The sequence below is a fragment of the Acidobacteriota bacterium genome (assembly GCA_020349885.1).
Taxonomy (GTDB): domain Bacteria; phylum Acidobacteriota.
Genome location: CP070701.1, coordinates 884,581 through 907,703, shown reverse-complemented (window position 1 = coordinate 907,703; position 23,123 = coordinate 884,581). Strand labels below are relative to the sequence as shown.

Here is a 23,123-nt window from a genome sequence, read left to right as displayed (position 1 = left end):
CTGTTCGCCGATTAAAGTGGTACGTGAGCTGGGTTCAGAACGTCGTGAGACAGTTCGGTCCCTATCTACAACGAGCGCAGGAAAGCTGAGAGGAGCTGTCCCTAGTACGAGAGGACCGGGATGGACGTACCGCTGGTGTTCCTGCTGTCCCGCCTGGGGCAGTCGCAGGGTAGCTAAGTACGGAAGGGATAAACGCTGAAGGCATCTAAGTGTGAAGCCCCCCTCAAGATGAGCTTTCCCGGACCGTTAAGGTCCCTTAAGACCCCTCGGAGATGACGAGGTTGATAGGCCGCAGGTGTAAGCGTGGTGACGCGTTCAGCCGAGCGGTACTAATCGGTCGTGCGGCTTGACCACTTCCCTTTTTTTCGCGCGGTCGAGCTGGCGAAAGGCGCCGCCTATGAAATTGTCAAAGAGCCAATAAGCCGTTCCTCGGTTTCCTCCCCGGGCTCAAAACTTGTCTGGTGACAGTCAAGATTAAAAAATCCTTTATTCATAAGCACATAGCGGCTTTGTTCGAGTCTCAAAAAAATCCTTTATCCACGCGACTTAGTGGCTTTGTTCCTAGGGCCAATTAAAAAACCCTTTGTTGACGCCACTTAGTGGCTTCGTTTCGTAGAATCGCCCTTTTTTCCGGGATTCACCCCATGCGCAGGATGCTGTGGAGCGGCGGGGGATCGTCGCTTTCCCGTTGCTGCCGTCGCTGCTCCAGGAGGGCGTAGCACCGCATCCACTCCCGCTCCAGCGCCGCTTCGGTCGGGATGACGCATGTGGGGACGTATACTGGTTTCCGGTCTCATCCCTTGCAACATGGTGCCGTTTCCGCGATTCGTCAAGGATTTTGCCGTTTTTGCCGGAATTGCCGCTTTTGCCGGAATTGCCGCTTTTGCCGGAGCTTGCCCAGACTCTTAGTCTGGGTTGCCGGCCCGCCCTAACGATCTTGGCGGGTAAGCCCCCGAACCCCTGAACCCTATTGGTCATTAGTCATCGGTCATCTGTAATCTGTCATCGGTCATTTCTGATTTGCATGCTATCCTGTCGCGGCGATGCCTCCCGATTCCACCGCATGGCTGGAGAAATTCCGGCGCGCGCCCCTGGCGTTCGTGAGTGCGGCTTGGGTGGGAGGGATTCTCGCCGAGCGGGCGGGCTTTTCTCCGTCGCTTGAGGGGGCGGCGTCGGGGGCCGTGCTCCTCGCGCTCGGCGCCTTCGCCGCCCACCGCGCGGGGAGGAAATTCCTCTCGCTGTCGGCCGCGGCGGTCGCGTTCGTGTTCCTCTCCTCGGCGTGGGCCTCCTTTTCCGCGCGGCCCTCCCCCCGGAGCATCGCCTCGCTCGCGGAGGAGGAAAAATTGCTCGGCGTCACCGTGACGCTCGAGGGGGTGCTCGAGGCGGCGCCCGTCCACGCGGCGTTCGGCACCTATCTGGAGGTGGCGGCGGAGAATCTTGCGTACTACGACTCCGGGCGCAACGTGGTCAGGGTCTACGGGCCCCTCGAGGGGAGCGTGCGGGTGCGCGTGCAGGGGCCGCCATGGCGGCTCCGGCGGAGCCTGCCGTTCGGACGCGGCGACCGGCTGCGGCTCAAGACCACCCTTAACTTTCCCCGCACCTACCGCAACGAGGGGGGCTTCGACTACGGCGAGTTCCTGCGCCGCCGGGGCGTCGAGCTCGTGGCCAACACGCGCGTCCCCCGCGTCGTCGAGAAGCGCTCTGGCGCGGGCCCCCTCGACCGCGCCGTGGGGAGAACGCGGCGCGCCGTCGAGGGCGCGCTCGTGCGCCATTTCCCCGGGAAGAAGACCCTCTTCGACCGCCAGGGCGGGATTCTACTCGCGCTCGCCACGGGAAACCGTGCCCACCTCGACCCCGGCGACAGCCGGCGCTTCAAGGAGACCGGCACCTTCCACGTGCTCGCCATCTCGGGCCTCCACATGGGCATCCTGGGCTTCGGCGTCTTTTTCCTCGCGCGCTCCCTGGCCCTGGGGCACCGCGTCGCGGCGCTCGCGGCCATCGGGGCGCTCGTCTCGTTCGCGGCGCTCGCGGACGTGCGCGCCTCGATCCTGCGCGCGGCGGTCATGACGTCGGTCTATTTCGCCGCGCGGTTCTTCCACCGCCGCGTCGTCCCCGTCAATGTGCTCGGCGCGGCCGCGCTCATCCTGCTCGTCTGGCGCCCCCGGGACCTCTTCGACCTCGGCTTCCAGCTCACCTTTGGCGCCACGCTTTCCATCATGCTGCTCGCCTTCCCCCTTGCGCAGCGCCTTCCGGCGCTTCCGCTGCGGTTGGAGTTCCTGGCCGCCGTGTCGCTTGCGGCGCAGGCGGTGACCATGCCGCTTATCCTGGAGAGCTTTCACCGCGTCTCTCCCGTCGGCCTCCTCCTCAATTTCTGGGTCGTGCCCCTCATGGGGTTTCTCATGCAGGCCCTCGCGGTTTTTCTCGTCGTCGCCCCCGGAAGCGAGCTTTTTGCCCTTCCGCTCGAGGCCGTCCTGCGCGCCGTCCTCGCCCTGATGCTCTGGCCGGTGGAGTGGGCGAGCGACGCCCCGGTGGCGTCGGCGCTCTCGTTCTACCGCCTGCCGGCCCCCTCGGGCTGGCTCACGGCGGCCTACTACGCGCTCTTCGCCGCCGGAGCGCTCGCGCTCCGCTTTTCGGGCGCCGCGCGCCTTTCTCCGTTGCGCCCCGCCTGGATCGCCGGGGCGGGCCCCGGCTTTGTCGGGGCGGGCGTCTGGGCGGCCTGGGCGATTTCCTGCCTGCTCGTGGTGACGCCGCCCTGGTTCCCGCCGTCCCGCTCAAACGCCGAGGCGACGATGCTCGACGTGGGGCAGGGCCAGTCCGTGCTCCTCGAGCTGCCGGGGCGCGCGGCCATGCTCGTGGACGGGGGCGGCGTCTCGGGGCGGCGCTTCGACGTGGGCGAGAACGTCGTCTCGCCCTTCCTGTGGCGGCGCGGCGTCCGCCGCCTCGACTGGCTCGTCGTCACCGCTCCGCGCGCCGACCACGTCTACGGCGCCGAGCGCGTGTTGGAAAATTTCCGCGTGGGCGAGCTCTGGCTTCCGTGGGGCGCGTGGAGCGAGCGCTTCAAGACGCTTGAGGCGATAGCCGAGAAACGCGGCACGCCCGTCGTGCGCGCCCGCGCGGGACGGCGCCTCGAAGCCGGAGGCGCCCGCATCGAGGTGCTCTATCCTGACGCCGAGGCCTGCGGCGAGGGCAAGGCGTTCCTCGTGCTGTCGTTTCGCTGCGGGAAGCGCTCCCTCCTTCTGAGCTCCGACATACGCCGCGGCGACGAGGCCTGTCTCGTGGAGCGCCGCGAGGGCTTGTCCCGACAAAGTCGGGGCTTGTCCCGACAGAGTCGGGGCTTGCCCCTCCCTGGGGGAGGGTCACTGCGCCACGACGCCCTCCTGGTCCCGATGCACGGGAGCGCCTCGGCCTCGAGCGCCCGGTTCCTCGACGCCGTCGCGCCCCGGCTGGCGCTTGTTTCGGTGGGGCCCAACCCCTGGGGCTGGCCCTCGGAAAAGGCGCTTTCCCGCTACGCCGGGCGCGGCGTTCCCGTTCTGCGCACCGACCGCGACGGGATGATCTCGATAGCCTTCCGCGAAGACGGCTGGCGCATCGCCACGTTCGAGGGGTCCCCCGCCCCGTAGGGGCGCCCGGCTGCGTGCTCCTGTTAGCCCGGCGGATGAGGGAATCGCGTGCGGAGCGTCTCCACAAGCTTCAGGTCCGCCTTTTTGGAAACCATTTCCAGCGGCGAATAACCGCGCTTCCATGCCAGATAAAAGGTGCACGCCAACGCCCCGATTGTTATGGCGACGTTAGGCCACGCGTTGAGTGCCCACTGGCCGCTCCAGGTCCATTCCCAGTCCGTGAAGGGTGAGAAATACGGAATTGGCCACTGGTAGCCGTCGGGGCCGCGGGAGCCCGCCAGGTCGCACAGGAGATGCAGGTGGAAGTTGAGAAAACCCAGAGCGGCGATTCCCCACCGGCGCCCCGGACCGGGACCGACCATCGAGAAACAAACGACGGCTACGATCACGCCGAAAAGCAGGTTGTGGAGCAAGTGGTGATAATCGGTGAACCACCAGAGACGGTTGGGGCTGTCCGCGGTCAACCGCTCGGCGATGTAACCTATGCCGTCTATATCCGGGCTGACGGCGGCAAGGGTAACCGCCAATCGCTCTCGGCGATTAATCGGAACGCTGTTGGCAACCAGCCATCCAATCAGGAGATGGGTTGAGGGATTCATGGCTCTTTAGCCGTTAATTATAGTGGTAGGGCATCCAACATAGAAATTTCTGAAAAAGTCACTGTGCTTCTTCACGGGCCGCACATTATCTGTGCCTGTGGGCTGCCCGGGTCTTGATTTGCTTTTCACCAGGGAAGGGGCTACAATTATAGTGTGATCTCCTGAGACACGCTCTTCAGCCCTCTCTTTTTATGCCTTTCCCCACGCTTACGCTTTCCCGCTCCTCGCTTGCCTCCGAGCCGCGCCTGGGCGGCAACGCGGCGGGCAAGCCCCTGCTTCTTATTCTGGGCTCCTACCTCGTGGCCATCTTCCTGGGAACGGTGCTCCTGACGCTTCCCGTCTCGTCGGTCGAGCGTGACTGGACCCATCCGCTCGACGCCCTGTTCACGGCCACGTCGGCGGTGTGCGTCACGGGGCTCATCGTGGTGGACACGCCCACGCATTTCTCGGGCTTCGGGAAGCTCGTCATTATGTGCCTCATCCAGGCCGGGGGCTGGAGCATCATCGTGCTTTCGACCCTGGTCACCCTTTTCGTGGGGCGCAGCATTCTCCTCCGGCATGCCCAGGTCATCCGGAGCGTGATGGGCTCGCTCGACACCGGCTCGGTCGCGAGGGAATCGCTCAACATACCCACGCTCTTCCGGGTCCTCAAGACCATCGTCGTCATCACCCTGGGCATCGAGGCCGTTGGGGTCGCGGTGCTCAGCGGCTGGTTCCTGCACCTCGGGTACTCCCCCGCGGCGGCCCTTGCTTACGGACTCTTTCACACGGTGTCCTCCTTCTGCAACGCGGGCTTCGCCCTGTATTCCGACAGCATGGTGCGCTTTCAGCACGACCCGGTCGTCGGGCCGGCCATTGCGTTGCTCGTCTATCTCGGCAGCATCGGCTACATCGTGTACGCCGATCTGTGGCGCTGGCTCCAAAGCCGTCTGGGGCGCGGCGCGGAGCTTCCCCACGTGCTCTCGCTGCATTCCAAGCTCGTCCTTACCGTGTCGCTCACGGTCATCGGGACGGGCGCTTTGCTCATCATGGCCTTCGAGGCAGGCGGCACGATGCTCGCGCTTGGCGCGGGAGAGAAGGTAAACGCGTCCCTTTTCACCGCTCTTATGGCTACGGCAGGCTTTAACATCGTGCCCACGGAGGCGTTGTCGGAGGCATCCCTCTTCGTGTTGATGGTGCTCATGTTTATAGGCGGCTCCTCGCTTTCGGCGGCGGGCGGCATCAAGACGACGACGTTCGCCGTGATGTTCCTGACCCTTCGCTCCATCGTCCGGCAAACAGCATCGGTCACGGTGTTCCGGCGGCGCATTACCACCATTGAAGTGCGGCGCTCCATCGCTATCGTCTTCATGTTCCTTGGGGCGATTGTCGTCGGCACGCTGGCGCTGCTCGTTACGGAGGGCAAGCCCTTTCTTCCGGTCGTGTTCGAGGTGATGAGCGCCATCGGCACGGTGGGGCTCAGCATGGGCATCACCGGCGGTCTCACGCCCCCCGGAAAAACCATAATCATCGCGCTCATGGTGATGGGGCGCGTAGGGCCCCTGGCCATGGTGCTCCTTGCGGCGGGACGCGGGAAGCGGGAGGTGGTGCAGCGCCCCGCAGAGCCGATTATGGTAGGATAAGGCATCAATAGAATTATCGAAGGAGACTGAACATGCGACAAATCGCAATCTTGGGAATCGGCGTGTTGGGTTACAACATTGCCTACCACTTGACGAAGGAGGGCGTGGACGTGATCGCGGTGGACAAGGACCGTCACCGCATTGACCGGGTGAAGGAGTTTGTCCTGAACGCCGCCGTGGCCGACATCACCGACGAGGAGGCGTTGCGAAAACTGGGGGTGGACAAGGTGGACCTTGCCGTCGTCGCGATGGGAGACAACATCGAGGCGAGCATTCTGGCCACGGCGATCGTCAAGAAATTCGGCGTCAAGGAGGTCTGGGCGAGGGCCATCAGCGAAACGCAGGAGCAGGTGCTCGAGCTCCTGGGGGTGGACCACGTCATCAACCTCGAGGAAGAGATGGGGCGCCAGCTGGCGTTCAGCATCGCGACGCCCCACGTCGACCGCTTCGTCGAGATTACCGAAAACATCGACCTCGTCGAGGTCGAGCCTTCCGAGCGCTTCGTAGGAAAGAGCCTCATCGAGGCCGACTTCCGCAACCGCTACGACATGAACGTCATCGCCATCCGCCGCTACGTCGAGGACGAGGAGGGAAACGAGAAAGAGGTCGTGAAGGAACTCCCCCGCGCAAGCGACGTCATACAAAAGGGCGACGTCCTCATCGTCATCGGAACGTCGCAGGGCATCGAAAACTTCCGCGAAGCGAACGACTGAGCGGTCGTCGGCGGCTGCCGAGAAAGCGGGCGAAAGCCCCCCGCTACCCCGAAAAATCGAGAACCAGTCCGTCGTGCGCGAGCTCGACGCCGGGAGGGAGTTTGCCTTTTATCACGTCGTAGTCGAAGTCGTGGCTCAGGTGCGTCAAGAACGACCGCCGCGCCCCCACGCGCTCGACGGCCGCGAGCGCCTCGTCGAAGGAAAGGTGCGTCGCGTGTTTTTTCAGGCGCAGGGCGTTCAGGACGAACGTATCCACCCCTTCGAGCGCCTCGTAGGCGCTCTCGGGCACCTCGTGCACGTCGGTGCAGTAGGCGAAGGGCCCGCCTGCGCCCCCGCCCATGCGGAAGCCCAGGACGCTGGTTCCGCCGTGGCCCAGAAGCACGGGCGTAATTTCCAGGCCCGCGACGCGAAACGGCACGCCGGGCTCGATCACGCGGAGGTCGTACTGCGGCTTCCAGGGGTAGGGGTTCCGCTCGTCGAAGGCGTAGAAGAAGAATTTCTTGATTTGGGAAAAAGTCTCCTCGGTTCCGTAGACGGGCATGTCGCGCCCGGTGCGGAAGTTGAAAATGCGCACCTCGTCGAGCCCTAGGACATGGTCGACGTGGGCGTGCGTGAGGACGACGGCGTCGAGGCTTTTCAGGCCGCTCCGGATCGCCTGGTGGTGGAGGTCGGGGCCCGCGTCGACGATGAACGTTCCCTCCGCGGTGTCCACGCGGAGAGAGGAGCGCATGCGGCGGTTGCGCGGGTTTTCGGATGAGCACACCTTGCATTCGCAGCCGATGACGGGCACGCCGAGCGACGGGCCGGTGCCCAGAAAAGTCACGCGGAAACTTCCTTTGTTCATGGGACGACAGCGCCTATGGCCGGATGATCCGATACACGGGGTGGAGGCTCAAAGCTTCAACTCTTATTGCTTGCGGCTCTCATGAGTCATGTCGCCTTGTCCTTTGCTTCCTTTATCATTTTCCATTCGGCCTCGATGAGGCGGGCATCCGCGATAGCGTCCTTGGGGTAGCGCCCGCCGAGGAGACCGTCCACAAGGTGCACGCCTTCGTCGTAGAAAGGCACGGCCAGGAGGCGCTCCTCAAGCGGCTCGCTTGTACGAGCAAGCTTGAAGCTCGTCGGCGCTCCCGTCTCGGGGAGGTCCTCCCCGGCGCGGTCCGCGAGTGAGAGGAGGGTAAGAGGGACCCAGCATCGGGCCCGGGCGGACGTTATCGTGCCCCCGAGGGTCGGCTCGCGCAGCGTGGTCTTGACGCGGGGCGCGACCTGCCTCTGCGTAAAAAGAAACCCGGGGTCGTCGGAAAAAGGAAATCCCCGGACGGCGAAGGCGGTTACGTAGACGTTTTTCATGCGTTCAGGGCGACTCGGGTCGGGTGGGGGAGTCGAAGAGGAAAATCCCAGGGAAATCCTATACCACCAGAAGGGCAGATACAAGGGGCGCTCGGTGTGCGCCGCCTCGGGCATCGCGTAGGCGAGCGGAATCTCTTCCAGGGCGCCGCCGCGAAGCTCGTACCCCCGTCCGCACATCGTGCATACGAAAAGCGAATCGTTTTCCGAGGCGGGAAGTCCCGCGCGGCAATGTCCGCATTGGAGGCGAATGAGCGCAACGCTCATGGCCGGGGCGTGCCTTGAAGGCCCATGATGAACAGTTTGAACAAATTCGCGGAAACTTTCTCTTGGGGAGCGCCGCGCTGCGGTTTTCCTCCATGCCGGAAAAGCGGCGCGGCGAGGCGGTTCAGGCGCTCGAGCGCGCGCTCAAGGGGCGTCCGCGGCGGCCTTCGGGTCACGTGGGCGACCGGGCCCCGAGGGGAAAAGACGAACTCCTGGCTGGTGCGGAAGAGATTCCAGCCGGCCGCGAGCACCAGCAAGCCGCCCGCAAGCACCGCCGCCGCGCCGAGGGCAGGGCCGGGCTCCGCGGCGACGAGGCCCCGGAGCGGGAAAAAACTCGAGGGCGCAACGGCGGCGAGCGCGGCGCGGAGCGCTTTCGCGACGGGAAGCGCCAGGGCCGCCGCCATGGCTATAAGCGCCGCGACGCGATGCGACTCCTTCCGCGGCGCCCGTCCCCGAAGAAGCGCGCCGCGACGGCCGTCCACGTAGACGGCATAGGTTTTTCGAAGATATTCGTAGCGGAAGACCCAGATCGGGTAATAGAGGAGCGACACTTGGGCTTCGACGATCTCCCGCCGGCCGTCGAGGGTGAGGTTGCGCAGACTCCGGGCTTCCGTGAATATCTTCCGGGCCTCGCGGGACGAAAGCTGCGGCTCGAGCACCGTGCCCCGCACCCAGAGGGCCGTTTCGTCAAAAGGGCGGAGGGCCGTCGGAGCGGCGCCGGATTTTCCGAGGAGCGCGCCGTGTTCGAGGCCCCAGCTCCCAAGGTGTAGCGCGGGAAGGATGCGAGAAAATTCCTCCACGCTCACGCCGCTCGCTTCCTCCGCTCCCATGCCCATACGGCGACCGTGGAATTCGTAGAAGGGGACGTACCAAAGCGTTCCCTCTTGCGCCGTCACGCGGCGCGGGAGCGCCCGGGAAAGCCGGGGGGTGCGAAACATCCGGCGCACCGCTTCCGCGGCCCTATGCTTCGTGATGGCGGGAACCGCATAGCGCGGAACATGCTCGGCGGCAGGCCCCGACGCGGGCGTCGGGGCCTGCACCAGCAAGGAAACTTCGCAGTACGGACATGAGAGAATCCGCGAGCGCCCGATTCCCGCGAGCGCTCCGCCGCATGAAGGGCAGGGCAGGTTATAGCGCATGGCGGCGGGGCCGGCTCTCACCTTGCGCCTCCCAGAAGCATGCGCGCCGCGCCGCCGGATAAAGGAATGCCCCCGTCGCGGCGTACGCGGCCAGCGTGAGCCAGAGGCCCGGAAGGAGCAGCCCTTCGACGAGGAAGAGGGCGCCCGCGCCGAGGCCCAAGGTGATCGTCTTGCGGTCGAGGAGCAGGGCGAGGCTAGGCGGAATTTCTTCCGGAAGAATTCTGCCCGTCACGCCGTCCATGGTGGCGCGATAGACCGCGCCTTCGTATTCGTATTCCGCCGTGTAGACGGGGGCGAGGAGAAGGCGAACGTTCTCCCCGCCCTCGGCGCCTCGGGGCTCGCCGTAGCGGTGCTCCCATTCCGAAAGCGCCGCTTCGAGAGAAACAGTCGGCGCAAGCCACGCCATTGCGCTTTCCTTTCGCTTCCGCCCGAGCAGGCGCTCGAAGCCCGTGCGGGGCGGCCGGTAGCCCTGGAGCCCGAGGTAGGGGAGCGAGAACGCCGCGCGCTCAAGCCCTCGCGGGGAAGGGGAGGGCGTCCGCTGCGTTTTTTCGATGTGCCAAAACGGAAGGTAAAGCCCCTCGAAATTCCGAACCTCGACCGGCGCCCAAAGCCCGTAGCGCGAAAGGAAACGCCGGAGATAGGGCACTAGGTCGCTTGCCTGCGCCCGGGCGGGCGCGTAATGGCATAGGACGGTGCGGGACGCTTCCCGTCGGGACAAGCTCGTCCGAGTCTGGCGATCGTAAAAAAGCGTTGAATCGCAGTGCGAGCACTCGAAAAGAACGGTCTCCGTTGGAAGCCCCGTCTCCGCACCGCAGTGTGCGCAACGCACCGTGAGCGAGGTCCGCTCGCGCGAGCGTGAGGGGGGAGCGGCCATGCCGCATTCTAAGCAACGGCCGCACGGAGCGCAAACGAGGGCGCAACGCGTCGCGCACTCGATTCTATTGGGAACTCGGAAAAAGGGGCCGGTGTCTCTCTTACGAGGTGATGCGTGGGCGCCCCCCTTCCTGGGCGGCGCCTGAGTGTCGGAGCGCTAGGACGCGGCGTGGCTGTCCCGCCACATCCACTCGCTTTCCTTGTACTCGTAGAAAAGATATTTGCGCCACATCTGCTCGGTGCTGCCCTTGACGTGGAGGTAGTGCAGGAAGGAGTGATGGCGGGTGGCGCGGGGGCGCTTGATGAGCTTCATGCCCGCTTCCTGCGGCGTGCGGTCGCCCTTGCGGAGGTTGCACGCCTTGCAGCACGTGGCGAGGTTCTCCCAGTCGGCCGTGCCGCCCCGCGAGCGGGGCACAACGTGGTCAAGCGTAAGCTCGCGGGCCGCATGCGTGCCTCCGCAGTACTGGCACGTGTAGCGGTCGCGTATGAAGACGTTTCTTTTGGAAAAGGTAAAATTGCGGTACGGCGTGCAAACGTAGTGGAGAAGGCGGACAACGACCGGAAGCGGCAGCGACCGCGACGGCGAGCGAAGCGCCCGCGCGCGGTCGACCTCTTCGAGATGCGCGATTCCCTTAAAGACCATCGCCACCGCGCGTCTGACACCGCAGATGTTGATGGGCTCGTAGCTGGCGTTTAGGACCAATACCCGCTCGTTTAGAAGCATTCCAAGCCTTTTTCAAAAGGAGTTAATCCAGATTCTAGGTTACGGCAAGAGCGGGCTTTTGTCAAACGGCGGGGCGGCCGGTTGCCGAATGCTATCGGCCAGCCGCTAACGGCTTTTTTAGCCCCCCGGCCCGTCCGCCATGAAGTAGGCGGCCAGGGACTCGCTCTCCTGGTGCAGCTCCTTCATGCGGTGCCGCAGAATGTCGCGTATGGAGACCATGGCGACGGGCTTTCCCTTTTTGTCCAGAAGCGGAAGGTGGCGGATGTGTTTCTTGGACATGAATTTCAAGGCATCCTCGACGGAATCATCCACCGAGACGGTGATGACCGACGAGACCATCACGTCCTTGACCTTCGTGGTCTGAGGGTCGCGATTTTCGACCACCACTTTCGTCATGAGGTCTCGCTCCGAGAAGATGCCGACCAGCTTCTCGCCGTCCAGCACGACCACGGCACCATGCTTCGTTTCCTTCATGGTCTTTGCCGCGTCGTACACCGTGTCACCCGGCGCTACGGACACAAGCGGGATATTAAGGAACGAGGGAATACCCATGAAACTCTCCTTTCTATGTCGGTTTATGAATTATGAACAACGCCTGATAACTGGCTCCAGGATAACAAAAGCTGGAAGGAAAGTCAAGTCCCGCGCGGATTTTCGGCCTCGTCCGCGCCGGGTTTCCTCACGGCGGCGCCGCTTGAAAAATCAGAGAATCGGCTCTCGCCCGGAGCCCCTGTCGGGCAGTTGACGATCAGCGGCCGGAAAGAATTATTCCTTATTTGCCGGGTTTGCCGGCAGGCGGCAACCGGCTTGCTATTTGCCGAGCGTCTTCTCGCCTGGCGCCCACTCGGCGGGGCACATCTCGCCGGTTTGAAGGGCTTTCAGGACGCGCAGCGTCTCGGCAACGCTCCGGCCGATGCCGAGGTCGCTTACGACGTAATAGCGCAGGATGCCCTCGGGGTCGATGATGAAGGTGCCGCGCTGCGCCGCGTTCACGCGGTCGTCGAGGATGCCGTAGCGGTTTGAAATCTCCTTGTTGAAGTCCGAGAGGATGGGGAACTGAACGCCGCCCAGCTCCTTTTCGTCCCACGCCTTGTGCGAGAACTTGCTGTCCACGCTCGCACCCACGACCTCGGCGTTGAGCTTTCTGAACTCGTCAAGGTGCTTGTTGAATGCCGTGACCTCCGTCGGGCAGAGGGCCGAGAAGTCGAGCGGATAGAAAAAAAGCACCACCCACTTGCCCTTGTAGTCGGTGAGGCTGACGGTACGGAAATCGCCGCTATCATAGGCAGCGACTGAAAATTCCGGCGCCTTTTTTCCTACTTTAACCATGGGCGCAAACCTCCATACACTTCTGTGGCATTAAAAAATGTTGCACGAAAACCCACTGGATTTGACCGGCAAGGATACCAAGGCCGTCCGGAGGAGTCAAACCGATTCGGCCACAGGGCCGGCCCCCTTTTTTGTTCTTGGCGACGGGGTCTGCTATGCTATGCTGTTATGTAGGGCCGTCATGAAAATTACCACCGCGAAGCAGATGCGCACGATTGACGCGCGCGCCGCAAAGGAATACGGCATCCCGAGCCTTGTGCTCATGGAGCTTGCGGGGCGGGAGGTGGCGCACCTCGTGGCGCATGTGCGCGAGGAGCGGGGCGGCTACTTTTCCGTGCTCGTGGTGGCCGGCCCAGGGAACAACGGCGGCGACGGCCTTGTGGCGGCGCGCTATCTGGCGAACGCGGGCTTCGACGTGCGCGTCGTCATTCTCGCCGAGCGCGGGCGGCTGCGCGGCGATCCTTTGGTGCATCTTCGAATCCTGGAGCGCATGGAGGTGCCCGTCCACTTCGCCCATACGGCCCCCTGGTGGGAGGAGGCGCTCGAGTGGCTCTCGGCGGCCGACATCGTGGTGGACGCCCTCTTCGGCACGGGCTTCCGCCCGCCCGTCACGGACGGCCTCCTCGCTGCCGTCATCGAAGACATAAACGAATCGGCAAGATACGTCCTCTCGGTGGACATTCCTTCCGGGCTTTCGGCCGACACCGGTCGCGTCGAAGGCCCAGTCGTGCGCGCCGACGCCACGCTCTGGCTCGGGTACATGAAGCTCGCCCACGTTTTTCCGCCCGCCGAATCGTGCTGCGGTTCTCTCTACGGCTGCGACCTGGGCCTGCCCCGGAAAATTGCGGCCGAGGTGGACGTGCGCACGGAGTGGGTGACGGAGGAGGAGGTGCGGGCGTATTTCCCGCGGCGCAAGCGTGACGCACACAAGGGCGACTACGGCCACCTTCTGGTCATCGGCGGCTCGCAGGGAAAAGGCGGCGCTCCCTTGCTGGCGGCGCGCGCGGCGCTTCGCTCGGGCGTCGGCCTTGCGACGCTTGCCGTGCCCGAATCGTTCGTCGAAGAGCTTACGGCAAAATTTCCGGAGCTCATGGTCGAGCCGCTTCCCCAGAACGGCACACCCGGCATCTGTGAGGGTGCGCTGCTTCGGGCACTTGATTTGGCGAAAGAAAAAAGCGCCGTGGCGCTCGGACCCGGCCTCGGGCTTCACCCCGAAACCAGGGCCTTCGTTTCGGCTTTCGTCAAGCAGTGCCCCGTGCCGATGGTGCTCGACGCCGACGCCCTCAACGCCCTGGCCGACGGGCAGATGGAGGCGCTCGGCGAGCGCAAGGCCGAGGTCATTTTGACGCCGCACCCCGGCGAGATGGCGCGCCTACTGGATACCTCCAACGAGGAGGTTCAGGGCGACCGGATCAAGGCCGCCCTGCAGCTCGCCAAGGCGCAAAACGCGTTTGTCGTCCTCAAAGGCTACCGCACCGTGTGCGCCCTGCCCGACGGCTACGTCTATCTCAACTCCACGGGCAACCCCGGCATGGCCACCGCGGGCTCGGGCGACGCCCTCACGGGCATCATCGGAGCCTTCGCCGCGAACCGGAAGCTGCACACGCTCCCCACGGCCGCTTTCGCCGGCACCTACCTGCACGGCCTTGCGGGAGACCTGGCCGCGCATAAGGTCACCGAGGCGGCGCTCACCACGGGCGATATCATCGAGCACATGCCTCGCGCCATTAAGAGAATTGCGGAACAGGAGGGGAAAGATGGCGAGCAAGCTTCGTCGGGACAAACTGTTTAGGTCGTTAGAACCGTTTAAACGATTCCCGCGATTTTAACGTTCGCGCACTGACCTGGACATGCTCACTTGGCGCACCCTTCGAGACGGCGCGCTCCCTCCCGCGCGCAACATGGCCGTGGACGAGGCCGTCCTGCGGCTTCATCCCGCCGGGCCGTGGGACGCGACGCTCCGCTTTTACGCTTGGTCGTCTCCGACGCTCTCACTGGGCTACGCGCAGGAGTTTTCTGCCGCCGTGGACGAGGCGGCGTGCCGCGCGCGCGGCGTGGCCGTCGTCCGCCGCCCGACCGGCGGCTGGACCGTCCTCCACGCCGACGAGCTTACGTACAGCATCGTCTCGTCCTCCGCCGGCGCGTCGTTTTCAGGCTGCGGCCCTCTGGAAACCTACCGGCGCATCGCGCTCGCTTTCGTGAAGGGGCTGGGCGCGGTGGGAATCGAGGCGGCGCTCATTTCGCGCGCGGAACTTGCTCGTGCAAGCGAGAAAGCGCCCTCCGCAGGCTCGCCGGCGCCCTGCTTTGAAATTCCCTCGCGCCACGAGGTGGCCGCGCCCGACGGAAGAAAACTTCTGGGGAACGCCCAGCGCCGCATTAAGGAAAGCTTTCTCCAGCACGGCTCCGTTCCCATCTCGATCGATCGCGAAAGCCTCTACGCCGCCACGGGGCAAGAGCCCTCCAACGGCGAGCGTTTCGCCGCTTTGGGCGAGCTTACTTCCGCGAAGCTGACGCCCGCCCTCCTCGCCGACGTCTTCACGAAGGCGTTTGCCGAAACGTTCGGCGCTGTCTGCGCTCCGGGGACGCTCACTGGGGAAGAAGAGGCGCTCGCGCAGAAACTGGAGCGTGAAAAGTACGCCACCGAGGAGTGGAATCGCATGCGCCGCGAGCCGGAACGCTTGCGGCGGGCCGCCGGCGCATAGGGCAGGGCAAGCCACGTCCCGCCGGGGGGCCCTGAGGGGGGATTCGGAGCGGCACATACGGGCTGTTTTTTCGGAGATTCCGATTGTGTGAATAAAAGTAACACATTGTAAAAAACGCCATAATAGCCGTAGCCCTTCAAGCCAGAAAACCCTTTATTTTTCATTAGATAGAGAACGTGGCATAGGGCTTGCAAAATAATTTCACAAGATGACCAGTCAATGCTCTGAGTGCGGCTATACGGTAGAGGTCAAAAAAACGGCTCGGGAGGATGAGGGACAGGAGCAGGAGAGTTACCTCTGCCCGATGTGCGATTCCCTCATCCGGGTTTCAGCCTTGGCGAGTCCCGACGAAGAGGAGGTCGAACTGCGCTTCCCGCACCGGCGCATTCTGGTGGTCGAGGACTCCCGCTCCATCCGGGGCATGCTCAAGGACGTTCTCGAAGGAGCGGGGTTGGAAGTGGTCGTTGCCGAGGACGGGGAAAAAGCCCTCGACATCTTTCAAAAAACCAAGCCCGATCTGGTGCTTCTTGATTTGAAGCTCCCCAAGAAGAGCGGCTTCGACGTTCTGCGCGAGGCAAAGGAGAGCGGCGAAGGCAAAGAAATTCCGTTCCTCGTGATGAGCGCCATCTACCGCGATCCCGAACACATCCACCGTCTGCGCGAGCTGGGCGCCTGCGGCTTTATCGACAAGGACAACGTGTTCGATACCGTCCTCGACCGCATCCACCTCCACGTCTCGGCCGCCTGATCGGTCGCCGGGGGTCAGGGGCCAGTAGCCGGTCGTCGCTGATTCGCTAAAGACTTCTTCCTTTTGCTGGCCCCTGACGACTGACCCCTGCTTTGCGCCATGTGAGGATGGCGGGTATTATGAGGAATACTTGGCCGATATACGATTCGTGGTGTTTTTTCTCTATAGCGTACTTCTTGGCGTCGTGCTCTTGGCCGCCCTTCCGTACTATGCCTTCCGGGCGCTTGCGGCCCCGGAGATTTTCGAGGGACTCGGGGAGCGGCTGGGACGGACGCGCGGGCGGCCTCCGCAAGGATGCCTCTGGGTGGTGCTCTCGTCGCTTGGTGAGGCGCGCGCCGCGGAGCCGCTCCTGCGCGCCATGCGGGAGCGGTGGCCCGACCTTCCCCTTTGTGTGTCCGCGTTCACGGCTTCGGGACGCTCCCATCTGCGCGCGCTCGGCCTGAGCGGCGTGCAGGTCTTCGCGCCGCCCCTCGATTTCGCATGCCTCGTGCGGCGCGTTGTGAAAAAAATTCGCCCGCGGCTGCTCGTCCTGGTGGAAGGCGAGGTGTGGCCCCACCTGGTGCGCGAAGCGCGCCGGCGCGGCATCCCGGTGGTGCTCGCGAGCGGACGGCTCTCGGAGCGCGCCTTCCGCCGCTGGAAGTTTTTCGGGCGCTTCGCGCGCCGCACGTGGAGCGCCCTCACGGAGGTGTGGGCACAGGGGGAGGGCGACGCCGAGCGGATACGCACCCTCGGCGCTTCCCCGGAGCGCGTGCGCGTGCTCGGCAACCTCAAGTTCGACGTCGAAGTCCGGCCCTCGGAGGAAGTGCTCCGGCGGGCAAGGAACCTCGCCGGAGAGCGGCCCGTCTGGGTGGCCGGAAGCGTTCGGCCGGGCGAGGAAGCGCTTGTTTTGGAAGCCTTCGCCGCCGTCCGTCAGGAATTCCAAAATCTTCTTCTCTTTCTTGCGCCGCGGCATCCTGAGAAATCCGAAAAAGCGCTCGCCGAGGCCGGGCGGGGGGGAAGCGTCCGCATCCTCCGGTGGAGCGAGCTTCAGTCGTCACCCGAAAAAACATGCGACGTCGTCTGGGTGGACGCACTCGGGGTGCTCGCGTCCTTGTACGCGCGCGCCGACGTCGTGTTCGTGGGCGGCTCTCTTCTGCCCTACGGCGGGCACAACATCCTCGAGCCCGCGTATTTTGCAAAACCCGTTCTGACGGGTCCCTTCCTGAAGAATTTTTCGGACATCGCCGCGAGGTTTCACGAGCGCGGCGCCATGCTGGAGGTCAAGGACGCCGCCGCGCTGGCCGACCGCGTCATCCATCTTCTCTACGACGAGCCCGTGCGCCGCGTCCTCGGCGAGCGCGCCAAGTCGCTCCTCGACGAGAACCGGGGCGTTGCCATGCGCCTGTTGCGGGAAATCGCGCGCTACGCGGAGAAATTTTCCGATGCTTAGCGCGCTCGCCGCGCCGCTGATGCGCCTCTACGAAGGCGTACTGAGCTTTCGGAACGACCTCTACGAGCGCGGCGTCTTCCGCGAACGCCGCCTGCCCGTTCCGGTGGTCAGCGTGGGGAGCCTCACCGTGGGCGGCACGGGCAAGACGCCGGTCGCGGAGTGCGTCGCGCGGCTCCTGCAAGCGCGCATGGGAAAGCGCGTCTGCGTCCTCTCGCGCGGATACAGACGCTCCCAAAAAATCTCCGGCCCCGTCGTCGTTTCCGACGGCGAACGCCTCCGGGCTTCGTGGAGCGAGGCGGGCGACGAGCCGCTCGTGCTGGCCGAGAACCTTCTCGGCTGCGCGTCGGTCGTGGTGTGCCCCTCGCGCGTGAAGGGGGGCGCGTTCGCCGTCGACCGCCTGAGCGCGGAGGCCGTCGTCCTGGACGACGGCTTTCAGCACCGCGCGCTCGCGCGGGACGCGAATCTCCTTTTAATCGACGGGCGGGATTTTCTCGGAAACGAAAAAATCTTCCCCCGCGGGCCCCTGCGCGAGCAGCCTTCGGCGATCCGGCGCGCGGACGCCGTGCTCTTCACGCGGACGCCGCAGGGCGCCGAGGAAGCGGCGGCGGCATGGCTCCGGGCGCGGGCGCCCGGGACGCCGCACTTCTTCTGCGAGCTTCGAGCGGGCGACGCGGCGTGGAAAGAGCCGCCGAAGGGAGCCACAAAGCGGATCGCGGCGTTCTGCGGCCTTGCGCGGCCCGCGCAGTTTAAAGAAACCCTCCGGTCGCTCGGGTACGACGTTGCGCTCTGGAAGCAATTTCCCGACCATCACCGCTACGAGCGCGCCGACGTGGATCCGTTTCTCGCAGAGGCGCGGCGGCGAGGCGCGGCGGCCTTGCTTACCACGCAGAAGGACTGGGTCAAGGTGCGCGAGTTAAAAAAAGAATGGCCGCTTCCCGCCGGCTTCGTGCGGCTGCATGCTTCGGTGCGGAAGGAGGACGAGTTCTTGAAATTCCTGGGCGAAAAGTCGGAAACCGAAGGCCGGTAGCCGAAACGGGGCTTCGTGCGCCCGCCTTGCCTTCCCGGTGCGTCGTGCTATAATTTCCAGAAGATAACGCGTAATTTCGTTCTACGACGACGTTTGCTGGCAGCACCAGAATTGATATGAGCGACGACCGCTTCATCGACCTCGACGAGGAAGAGGCCCAGGCCGAAGGGGCCTCCGACCAGCAGGCCCGGAGCAGCCGGCAGCCTCAGAACGAGGAGCGCCCGGAGGAGACCAAGAAGCGAAAACGCAGCAAGGAGAAGGAAAAGGAAGCGCTCCGGGTCGTTGACCGTCGATTCTGGGCCCGCCCCGCTCCGGGAGGTGGGAAGGGAAACGGGGGCGAGGAAGCGGCGGAAGAGACCTCTGCGCTTCTTCCCACCTACGTCGAGGAACTCCAAGAGGAGATTGCCCGCCTGAAGCAGGACATCGAAAAGCGCGACGAAAAGCTTCGCCAGACCGTCGAGGCCTACCAGGCACTCAAGGAGGAGACGGAAAAGTTTCGCGTCCGCGTGGAGCGCGACTCCGAGCGCCGCCTGGCGCAGGCGAAGGGGGATTTCCTCAAGGACCTGCTCGCCGTGCTGGACAGCTTCGACCGCGCCCTCGACACGCTCCCCGAAGACAGCGCCGAGGCCGGCGCCTACCGCGAGGGGCTTCAAATGATTGGCGAACAGTTCGCCCGGTTCATGAAAGCGGCGGGCCTCGAACGCTTCGCGCCGGACGGCGAGCCGTTCGATCCCGCTACGAGCGAAGCCATGGAAGTTGTCGCGGTCGAAAGCGACGAGGAGCACAACCTCGTGCTTGAGACGCTTTCGGCGGGCTACCGCCTCGGCGACATGCTCCTCCGCCCCGCCCAGGTCAAGGTCGGGAAAAAAAGCGGCTAGCCGTATTCAACCAGACGTCAATCGGGCTCCGGCAGCGCCGCCATCTTACGGCGCAGGTCGTCATCTTCGGGATGATAGAGCGCCGCAACGCGCCGAAGGCGCTCGGCGGCCTGCGGGTCGGGATGTTGCTCCAGCACGTCCGCCATCGCATACACACCGGAGGGTTTGCATGGATTGATCGAAACCGCTTTCTCGATATGTTCCAGCGCCTTCCCCAAGTCTCCCTCCTTCTGCGCGATCCTGGCCAATGTTAACTGTGCGTAGTAGTAATGGGAGTAAATGCTGTGCGGAGGAATTTTTTCCAGGACCTGCTTGGCACCGTCGAGGTCTTCCCTCAAGAAAAGGAAATTTCCATACACCAACCGCACCTCGGGAAGCTCGGGCGCCAGCTCAAACGCCTGCTTGATGTAAGGCTCGTAGCGATACGTATCTTCGAGAACCAGCTGGTCGGGGACGCGTTCCATGTAGGCCGCGGCGGCCCGGGTGTCTTTACGGGAGCTTTCTTCGGCGGCCAGCGCGGCCGGCTCCGCCGTTTCTGTCTCCCACTGGGCCATGAGGGCTTTCCAAACTCTCGTCCATTGGGCGGGTTCCTTGGTTGCCTCACGCCGGGCGCTGTTACGGAGCGCCTTGGGCATAACCGTACCGAGCGGCGCATCGGGAAGCAGTCGCCGAATCTGCGTCCGAGGCGGATACAATCGAGCCATGAGCAAATTCCCATGGGTGTGGGCCGGTAATTCCCGCGCCATCTGGTGCTCCAGCCACACGTTGTCGTCCGTGTTTCGCTGGGAAACTCCCTTAAGGGAAGCTTCCAACACGGATTCCGTCCCGACGAAATGCGCTAAGACTTCCATAGGCTCACGGAAGTCAAGCAGACGCAGTCCCCTTTCCACCGCCGGCGCCGAGGAACGCGCCAGATAGGTCTCCCAAGGAACTTGGATGGGTTGCTGAGAGGCTAAAAACATAATATGACTGCTGGGTTGGAAAACCGCTACGTGTGGAAACACCTCGAGCAACGAGGCCACAACGGTCAGGAAACTTTGGTCTGAAATGTTATAAAGTTGCAACCAACTCAAAAAAATTCCCGAAGGCGTCAACCGCTCCCGCACCAATCGGTAGAAGTCCACGGTATAGAGATTGGACACGCCTGCAACCGAAGGATTGGACGGTATCGATACGATGACGTCGTATTCACTAGGCGTATAGGTCAGATGGGTGCGGGCGTCTTCCACGATGGTACGCACGCGGGGATCGCGGAGAGCGCCGTGGTTGATGAATTCGAAATAGGGAGACGCGTCCAGCACGGCCCGCTCGATCTCGACGATATCCAGCGAGGCGATGTGCGGATGCGCCATCAGGGCGCTGACGGCCATGCCGCTACCGTAGCCGACGAAAGCGGCGCGGGCGCCCTCGGGAGCAAACAACGCCGGCAGGTGTCCCCCAAGGAACTGGCTGAAAAGATCCGGCGGGCCGTTGCTCGCATCCGGCTTACCCTGGGTGCGCAAAGAGATATATCCCTCATGTCGGGTTACCGAAATGGCCGCATTCACGCCTTCGCGGTAAAAGAGAAGCTGTTGGGCTTGGGCGTTGCTTAGGGCGGTCTCTGGGGTGGTCTGCTTTTTGTAGTACCAGCCTTGGTTTAAGAGCAACGTATTTTCCGCGGGAACGGCCCCGGCAAACACCGCCACAACCAAAGCCGTGGTCGCGGCGAGCGCCGCCTTCGGCAAAAGCGCCACCTCCCGCACCGCCAGCCACAAAATCAGACCAAGCCCAACGCTCACCCCGCTCGCCAAAAGCACCGTCCTCCACATCCCAATTTCCGGTACCAGCCAGAACCCCGCCGCCAGGCTCCCCGCTATCCCCCCCCCCGTGTTCAGCACGTACAGTCTCCCCACGCTCTTCTCAGGCACCATCCCCTCTCGCGACGCCTCCCGGAATGCCCTCACCGCCACCGGAAACAGCGCCCCCATCCCAAGCGTCGGCACTAAAACAACGACGGCGGCTATCATCCCCTGCGCCGCAACATGCCATCCGCCGCCCCCCTCTCCCGCCAGCTTCCAAAACAAGGACGTATACCATATAGGCAGTTCGTTGTAGAACGCCATCGTCGCGAGCGCCGCCACCCCGATAACTCCCTCCAGCGCCGCCATCGCCATCAGCGGCCTCCTCGTCCTCTCCGCCCACCTCGCCGCCACGACGCTCCCGAGCCCTATCCCCACCAGAAATATCCCAAGCATCACCGAAAACGCGTGCACCGACGGCCCCAGCACCAAGGCCAGTAGCCGAAACCATCCCACCTCGTACACCATCGCCACCGCCCCGGAAAGCAGAAAAATTCCCCCGATCATTACCTGTAGCGGCGTCCAGCCCGCTTTCTTCCTTTCCTCCACGGACTCCGCTTGTTCCGGCTCCTGCGTCCGGACTTGCCCGGCAAGCCGGATGTCCTCGATCGCCCCCACGCGCCTGTTCACACACCACGCCACCACTCCCACAACAGCGTCCACCACCCCTACCAACACGCACGTCTTCAACAACCCGAGCCACGGTAAGAGGAAGAATCCCGCCACCAGCGTCCCCGCCACCGCTCCCAGCGTGTTCACCCCGTACAGCGTCCCGGCCTCGAAATCGTACCGCTCCTTCCTCCGCCCGTACGCCCCCACCACCACCGGCAGCGTCATCCCCATCAGCGTCACCGGAATGAGCATCACGCCGAACACCACCAGGAACCTCACCACAAGGAACGCCCCGTGCCCGGGCTCCAGCACGTTGTAAAGCGCCTGGAAGATTCCCTCCGTCGAGCGGAACACAGGGATTGAAAAGATTCCGCACGCGGCGATCACCCATTCCATCCCCGCGTAGGCCAGCACGGGCCGGAGGATGCGCGGGGCGTAGCGTCCAGCCAAGGCGCTCCCCAGGCCGAGGCCCGCCATGAACGCCGCGACGACGGTTGCCACCGCATACAAGGTGTTGCCGAGGATGTAGGAGAGCTCCTTCGCCCACGCCACCTCGAGGGCGAGGCTGGTGGCCCCCGAGAGGAAGAAACACACACCCAGCACTAAGCGGTTGCGAGTGTTCATGGAAGGGACACCGCTTTGGGGGAATGGGGATGGGAAGGAATCTTCTTGCGCGGCACGGGGCTACTCCTCCGCGAAGCCGAGCTCCTTGCGCGTGTTCAATAACATAGCGTCGTCCGGATTGTAGAAAAACCCTTGCTTTAAAACCTCCAAGGCTTCGTCGGTTCTCCCCATGCGATGAAGCAGGTAGGCCCGAAAGGAGAACGCGTTCGGGAAATAGGGATTGCTCTCTTCGGCGAGCTTGACGTAAGCGAGGGCTTCCTCCGGCTGCTTCTCGCGCTCCTTGAGGCTGGCCAGCCCCAACGCCGCGTCGTAGTACGCGCGGCTCCACGGGTATTCCAGCGCGCGGAGGAAGTGCTCTTCCGCCTTGGCGGCGTCCTGGTCCTGCAAGGCGAACTTGCCCGCCATGAGCAACGCGAACGGCAGGTCGGGCGCCTGGGTGAGCGCCTCATTTATGTAGGTCCTGCGCAACGAGGGCTGCTGCTGCACGCTGGCATCCAGCGTCTTTGAAACGTACCGCATGGCCAGCACGCGAGCTTTATGGTAAGCCTCGGCGTCTTCCCGCCATGCCCGCACCTTTTCCACCATCTCCGTGTCGCCTTCCTCCTCGAAAGCGTCCAGAAATCCTTCCACCATGGGTGTCCGCCGCTTCTTCCAGTAGTCCAGGATTTCGTCGCCTTCCCCCTTCAGGCGCGGTTCGTCCGAATGCACGTAGCGAATCATGGTGCGCACCGCCTCTTCCTCCGGCAGGCCCGGCGCCATTTTCCGAAGGTCCGCCAGCCGCCCTCTTGCAAAACGCCGGACCAGCTCCAGCTCCAGGTCTCCCGCTTTCACGTCGAAGAAATCGTACGGCATCCGGTGCTCCAGCCACACGTTGTCGTCCGTGTTGAGCGTCGGGACGTCCGCTATGTAGTCCTTCATCTGCTCCGCTCCCGCAAGATAGAAATGAAAGAGCTCAAAAGGATCTCGCATCTTGAGCCCATAAAACGCCTCGTACACTTCCTCCTCGTGAAACCGCGCTTTCAGTGTCTCCCACGG

Annotated in this window: 19 protein-coding genes and 1 other annotated feature; of the genes, 9 read left to right on the top strand and 10 right to left on the bottom strand. The window is 64.0% G+C overall.

Annotated elements, in window-relative coordinates; genetic code table 11:
• Positions 1 to 75: 75 nt before the first annotated feature.
• Positions 76 to 341 (top strand) — a sequence feature (23S ribosomal RNA rRNA prediction is too short).
• 702 nt (positions 342 to 1,043) lie between these two features.
• The gene (locus JSV08_03865; GenBank protein UCF81558.1) at positions 1,044 to 3,620 is read left to right on the top strand and encodes a ComEC/Rec2 family competence protein; all 2,577 of its coding nucleotides are present in this window, start codon (positions 1,044 to 1,046) and stop codon (positions 3,618 to 3,620) included.
• Between the two features lie 23 nt (positions 3,621 to 3,643).
• Here the strand turns inward: JSV08_03865 and JSV08_03860 are convergent, their stop codons facing one another.
• The gene (locus tag JSV08_03860; protein ID UCF81557.1) at positions 3,644 to 4,219 is read right to left on the bottom strand and encodes a metal-dependent hydrolase; all 576 of its coding nucleotides are present in this window, start codon (positions 4,217 to 4,219) and stop codon (positions 3,644 to 3,646) included.
• 191 nt (positions 4,220 to 4,410) lie between these two features.
• Between JSV08_03860 and JSV08_03855 the strand changes: the two genes are divergently transcribed.
• Both JSV08_03855 and JSV08_03850 read left to right on the top strand, forming a co-directional pair.
• A complete protein-coding gene (locus JSV08_03855) occupies positions 4,411 to 5,841 on the top strand; it encodes a Trk family potassium uptake protein (protein UCF81556.1) in 1,431 nt (476 codons plus the stop codon).
• Positions 5,842 to 5,873: 32 nt separating this feature from the next.
• A complete protein-coding gene (locus JSV08_03850; protein ID UCF81555.1) occupies positions 5,874 to 6,554 on the top strand; it encodes a TrkA family potassium uptake protein in 681 nt (226 codons plus the stop codon).
• Positions 6,555 to 6,597: 43 nt separating this feature from the next.
• Here the strand turns inward: JSV08_03850 and JSV08_03845 are convergent, their stop codons facing one another.
• The 7 genes from JSV08_03845 to JSV08_03815 all read right to left on the bottom strand — a co-directional run bounded on the left by JSV08_03845 (position 6,598) and on the right by JSV08_03815 (position 12,230).
• Positions 6,598 to 7,398: an MBL fold metallo-hydrolase gene (locus JSV08_03845; protein UCF81554.1), complete on the bottom strand. Its 801-nt coding sequence runs from the start codon at positions 7,396 to 7,398 to the stop codon at positions 6,598 to 6,600.
• A gap of 86 nt (positions 7,399 to 7,484) precedes the next feature.
• Positions 7,485 to 8,168 carry a hypothetical protein gene (locus tag JSV08_03840; protein UCF81553.1) on the bottom strand — a complete coding sequence of 228 codons (684 nt, stop codon included), beginning with the start codon at positions 8,166 to 8,168 and terminating at the stop codon, positions 7,485 to 7,487.
• On the bottom strand, positions 8,165 to 9,304 hold the full coding sequence (locus JSV08_03835) for a hypothetical protein (protein ID UCF81552.1): 1,140 nt from the start codon (positions 9,302 to 9,304) through the stop codon (positions 8,165 to 8,167). The genes JSV08_03840 and JSV08_03835 overlap by 4 nt, the downstream gene beginning before the upstream one ends.
• Positions 9,294 to 9,950: a hypothetical protein gene (locus tag JSV08_03830; GenBank protein ID UCF81551.1), complete on the bottom strand. Its 657-nt coding sequence runs from the start codon at positions 9,948 to 9,950 to the stop codon at positions 9,294 to 9,296. Before JSV08_03830 ends, JSV08_03835 begins: the two co-directional genes overlap by 11 nt.
• A gap of 384 nt (positions 9,951 to 10,334) precedes the next feature.
• Positions 10,335 to 10,901, bottom strand: coding sequence for an HNH endonuclease (locus JSV08_03825; protein ID UCF81550.1), 567 nt, complete (start codon positions 10,899 to 10,901; stop codon positions 10,335 to 10,337).
• Between the two features lie 117 nt (positions 10,902 to 11,018).
• Complete coding sequence (locus JSV08_03820; GenBank protein UCF81549.1) at positions 11,019 to 11,453, bottom strand: CBS domain-containing protein; 435 nt, start codon at positions 11,451 to 11,453, stop codon at positions 11,019 to 11,021.
• Between the two features lie 258 nt (positions 11,454 to 11,711).
• Complete coding sequence (locus JSV08_03815) at positions 11,712 to 12,230, bottom strand: peroxiredoxin (GenBank protein ID UCF81548.1); 519 nt, start codon at positions 12,228 to 12,230, stop codon at positions 11,712 to 11,714.
• 181 nt (positions 12,231 to 12,411) lie between these two features.
• Here JSV08_03815 and JSV08_03810 point away from each other — a divergent pair, with 181 nt between their 5' ends.
• The 6 genes from JSV08_03810 (at position 12,412) to JSV08_03785 (ending at position 19,014) form a co-directional block, all read left to right on the top strand.
• Positions 12,412 to 14,022, top strand: coding sequence for an NAD(P)H-hydrate dehydratase (locus JSV08_03810; protein UCF81547.1), 1,611 nt, complete (start codon positions 12,412 to 12,414; stop codon positions 14,020 to 14,022).
• A 58-nt stretch (positions 14,023 to 14,080) separates the two neighbouring features.
• Complete coding sequence (locus JSV08_03805) at positions 14,081 to 14,932, top strand: lipoate--protein ligase family protein (GenBank protein UCF81546.1); 852 nt, start codon at positions 14,081 to 14,083, stop codon at positions 14,930 to 14,932.
• Between the two features lie 208 nt (positions 14,933 to 15,140).
• A complete protein-coding gene (locus JSV08_03800; protein UCF81545.1) occupies positions 15,141 to 15,680 on the top strand; it encodes a response regulator in 540 nt (179 codons plus the stop codon).
• A 130-nt stretch (positions 15,681 to 15,810) separates the two neighbouring features.
• Positions 15,811 to 17,109: a 3-deoxy-D-manno-octulosonic acid transferase gene (locus JSV08_03795; protein ID UCF81544.1), complete on the top strand. Its 1,299-nt coding sequence runs from the start codon at positions 15,811 to 15,813 to the stop codon at positions 17,107 to 17,109.
• Positions 17,102 to 18,136, top strand: coding sequence for a tetraacyldisaccharide 4'-kinase (gene lpxK, locus JSV08_03790; GenBank protein UCF81543.1), 1,035 nt, complete (start codon positions 17,102 to 17,104; stop codon positions 18,134 to 18,136). Before JSV08_03795 ends, lpxK begins: the two co-directional genes overlap by 8 nt.
• A 116-nt stretch (positions 18,137 to 18,252) precedes the next feature.
• Complete coding sequence (locus JSV08_03785) at positions 18,253 to 19,014, top strand: nucleotide exchange factor GrpE (GenBank protein UCF81542.1); 762 nt, start codon at positions 18,253 to 18,255, stop codon at positions 19,012 to 19,014.
• 17 nt (positions 19,015 to 19,031) lie between these two features.
• Here the strand turns inward: JSV08_03785 and JSV08_03780 are convergent, their stop codons facing one another.
• Positions 19,032 to 22,088, bottom strand: a complete 3,057-nt coding sequence (locus JSV08_03780; protein UCF81541.1) for a fused MFS/spermidine synthase — start codon at positions 22,086 to 22,088, stop codon at positions 19,032 to 19,034.
• 60 nt (positions 22,089 to 22,148) lie between these two features.
• On the bottom strand, positions 22,149 to 23,123 hold a 975-nt coding region (locus JSV08_03775), incomplete at its 5' end, for a hypothetical protein (protein ID UCF81540.1).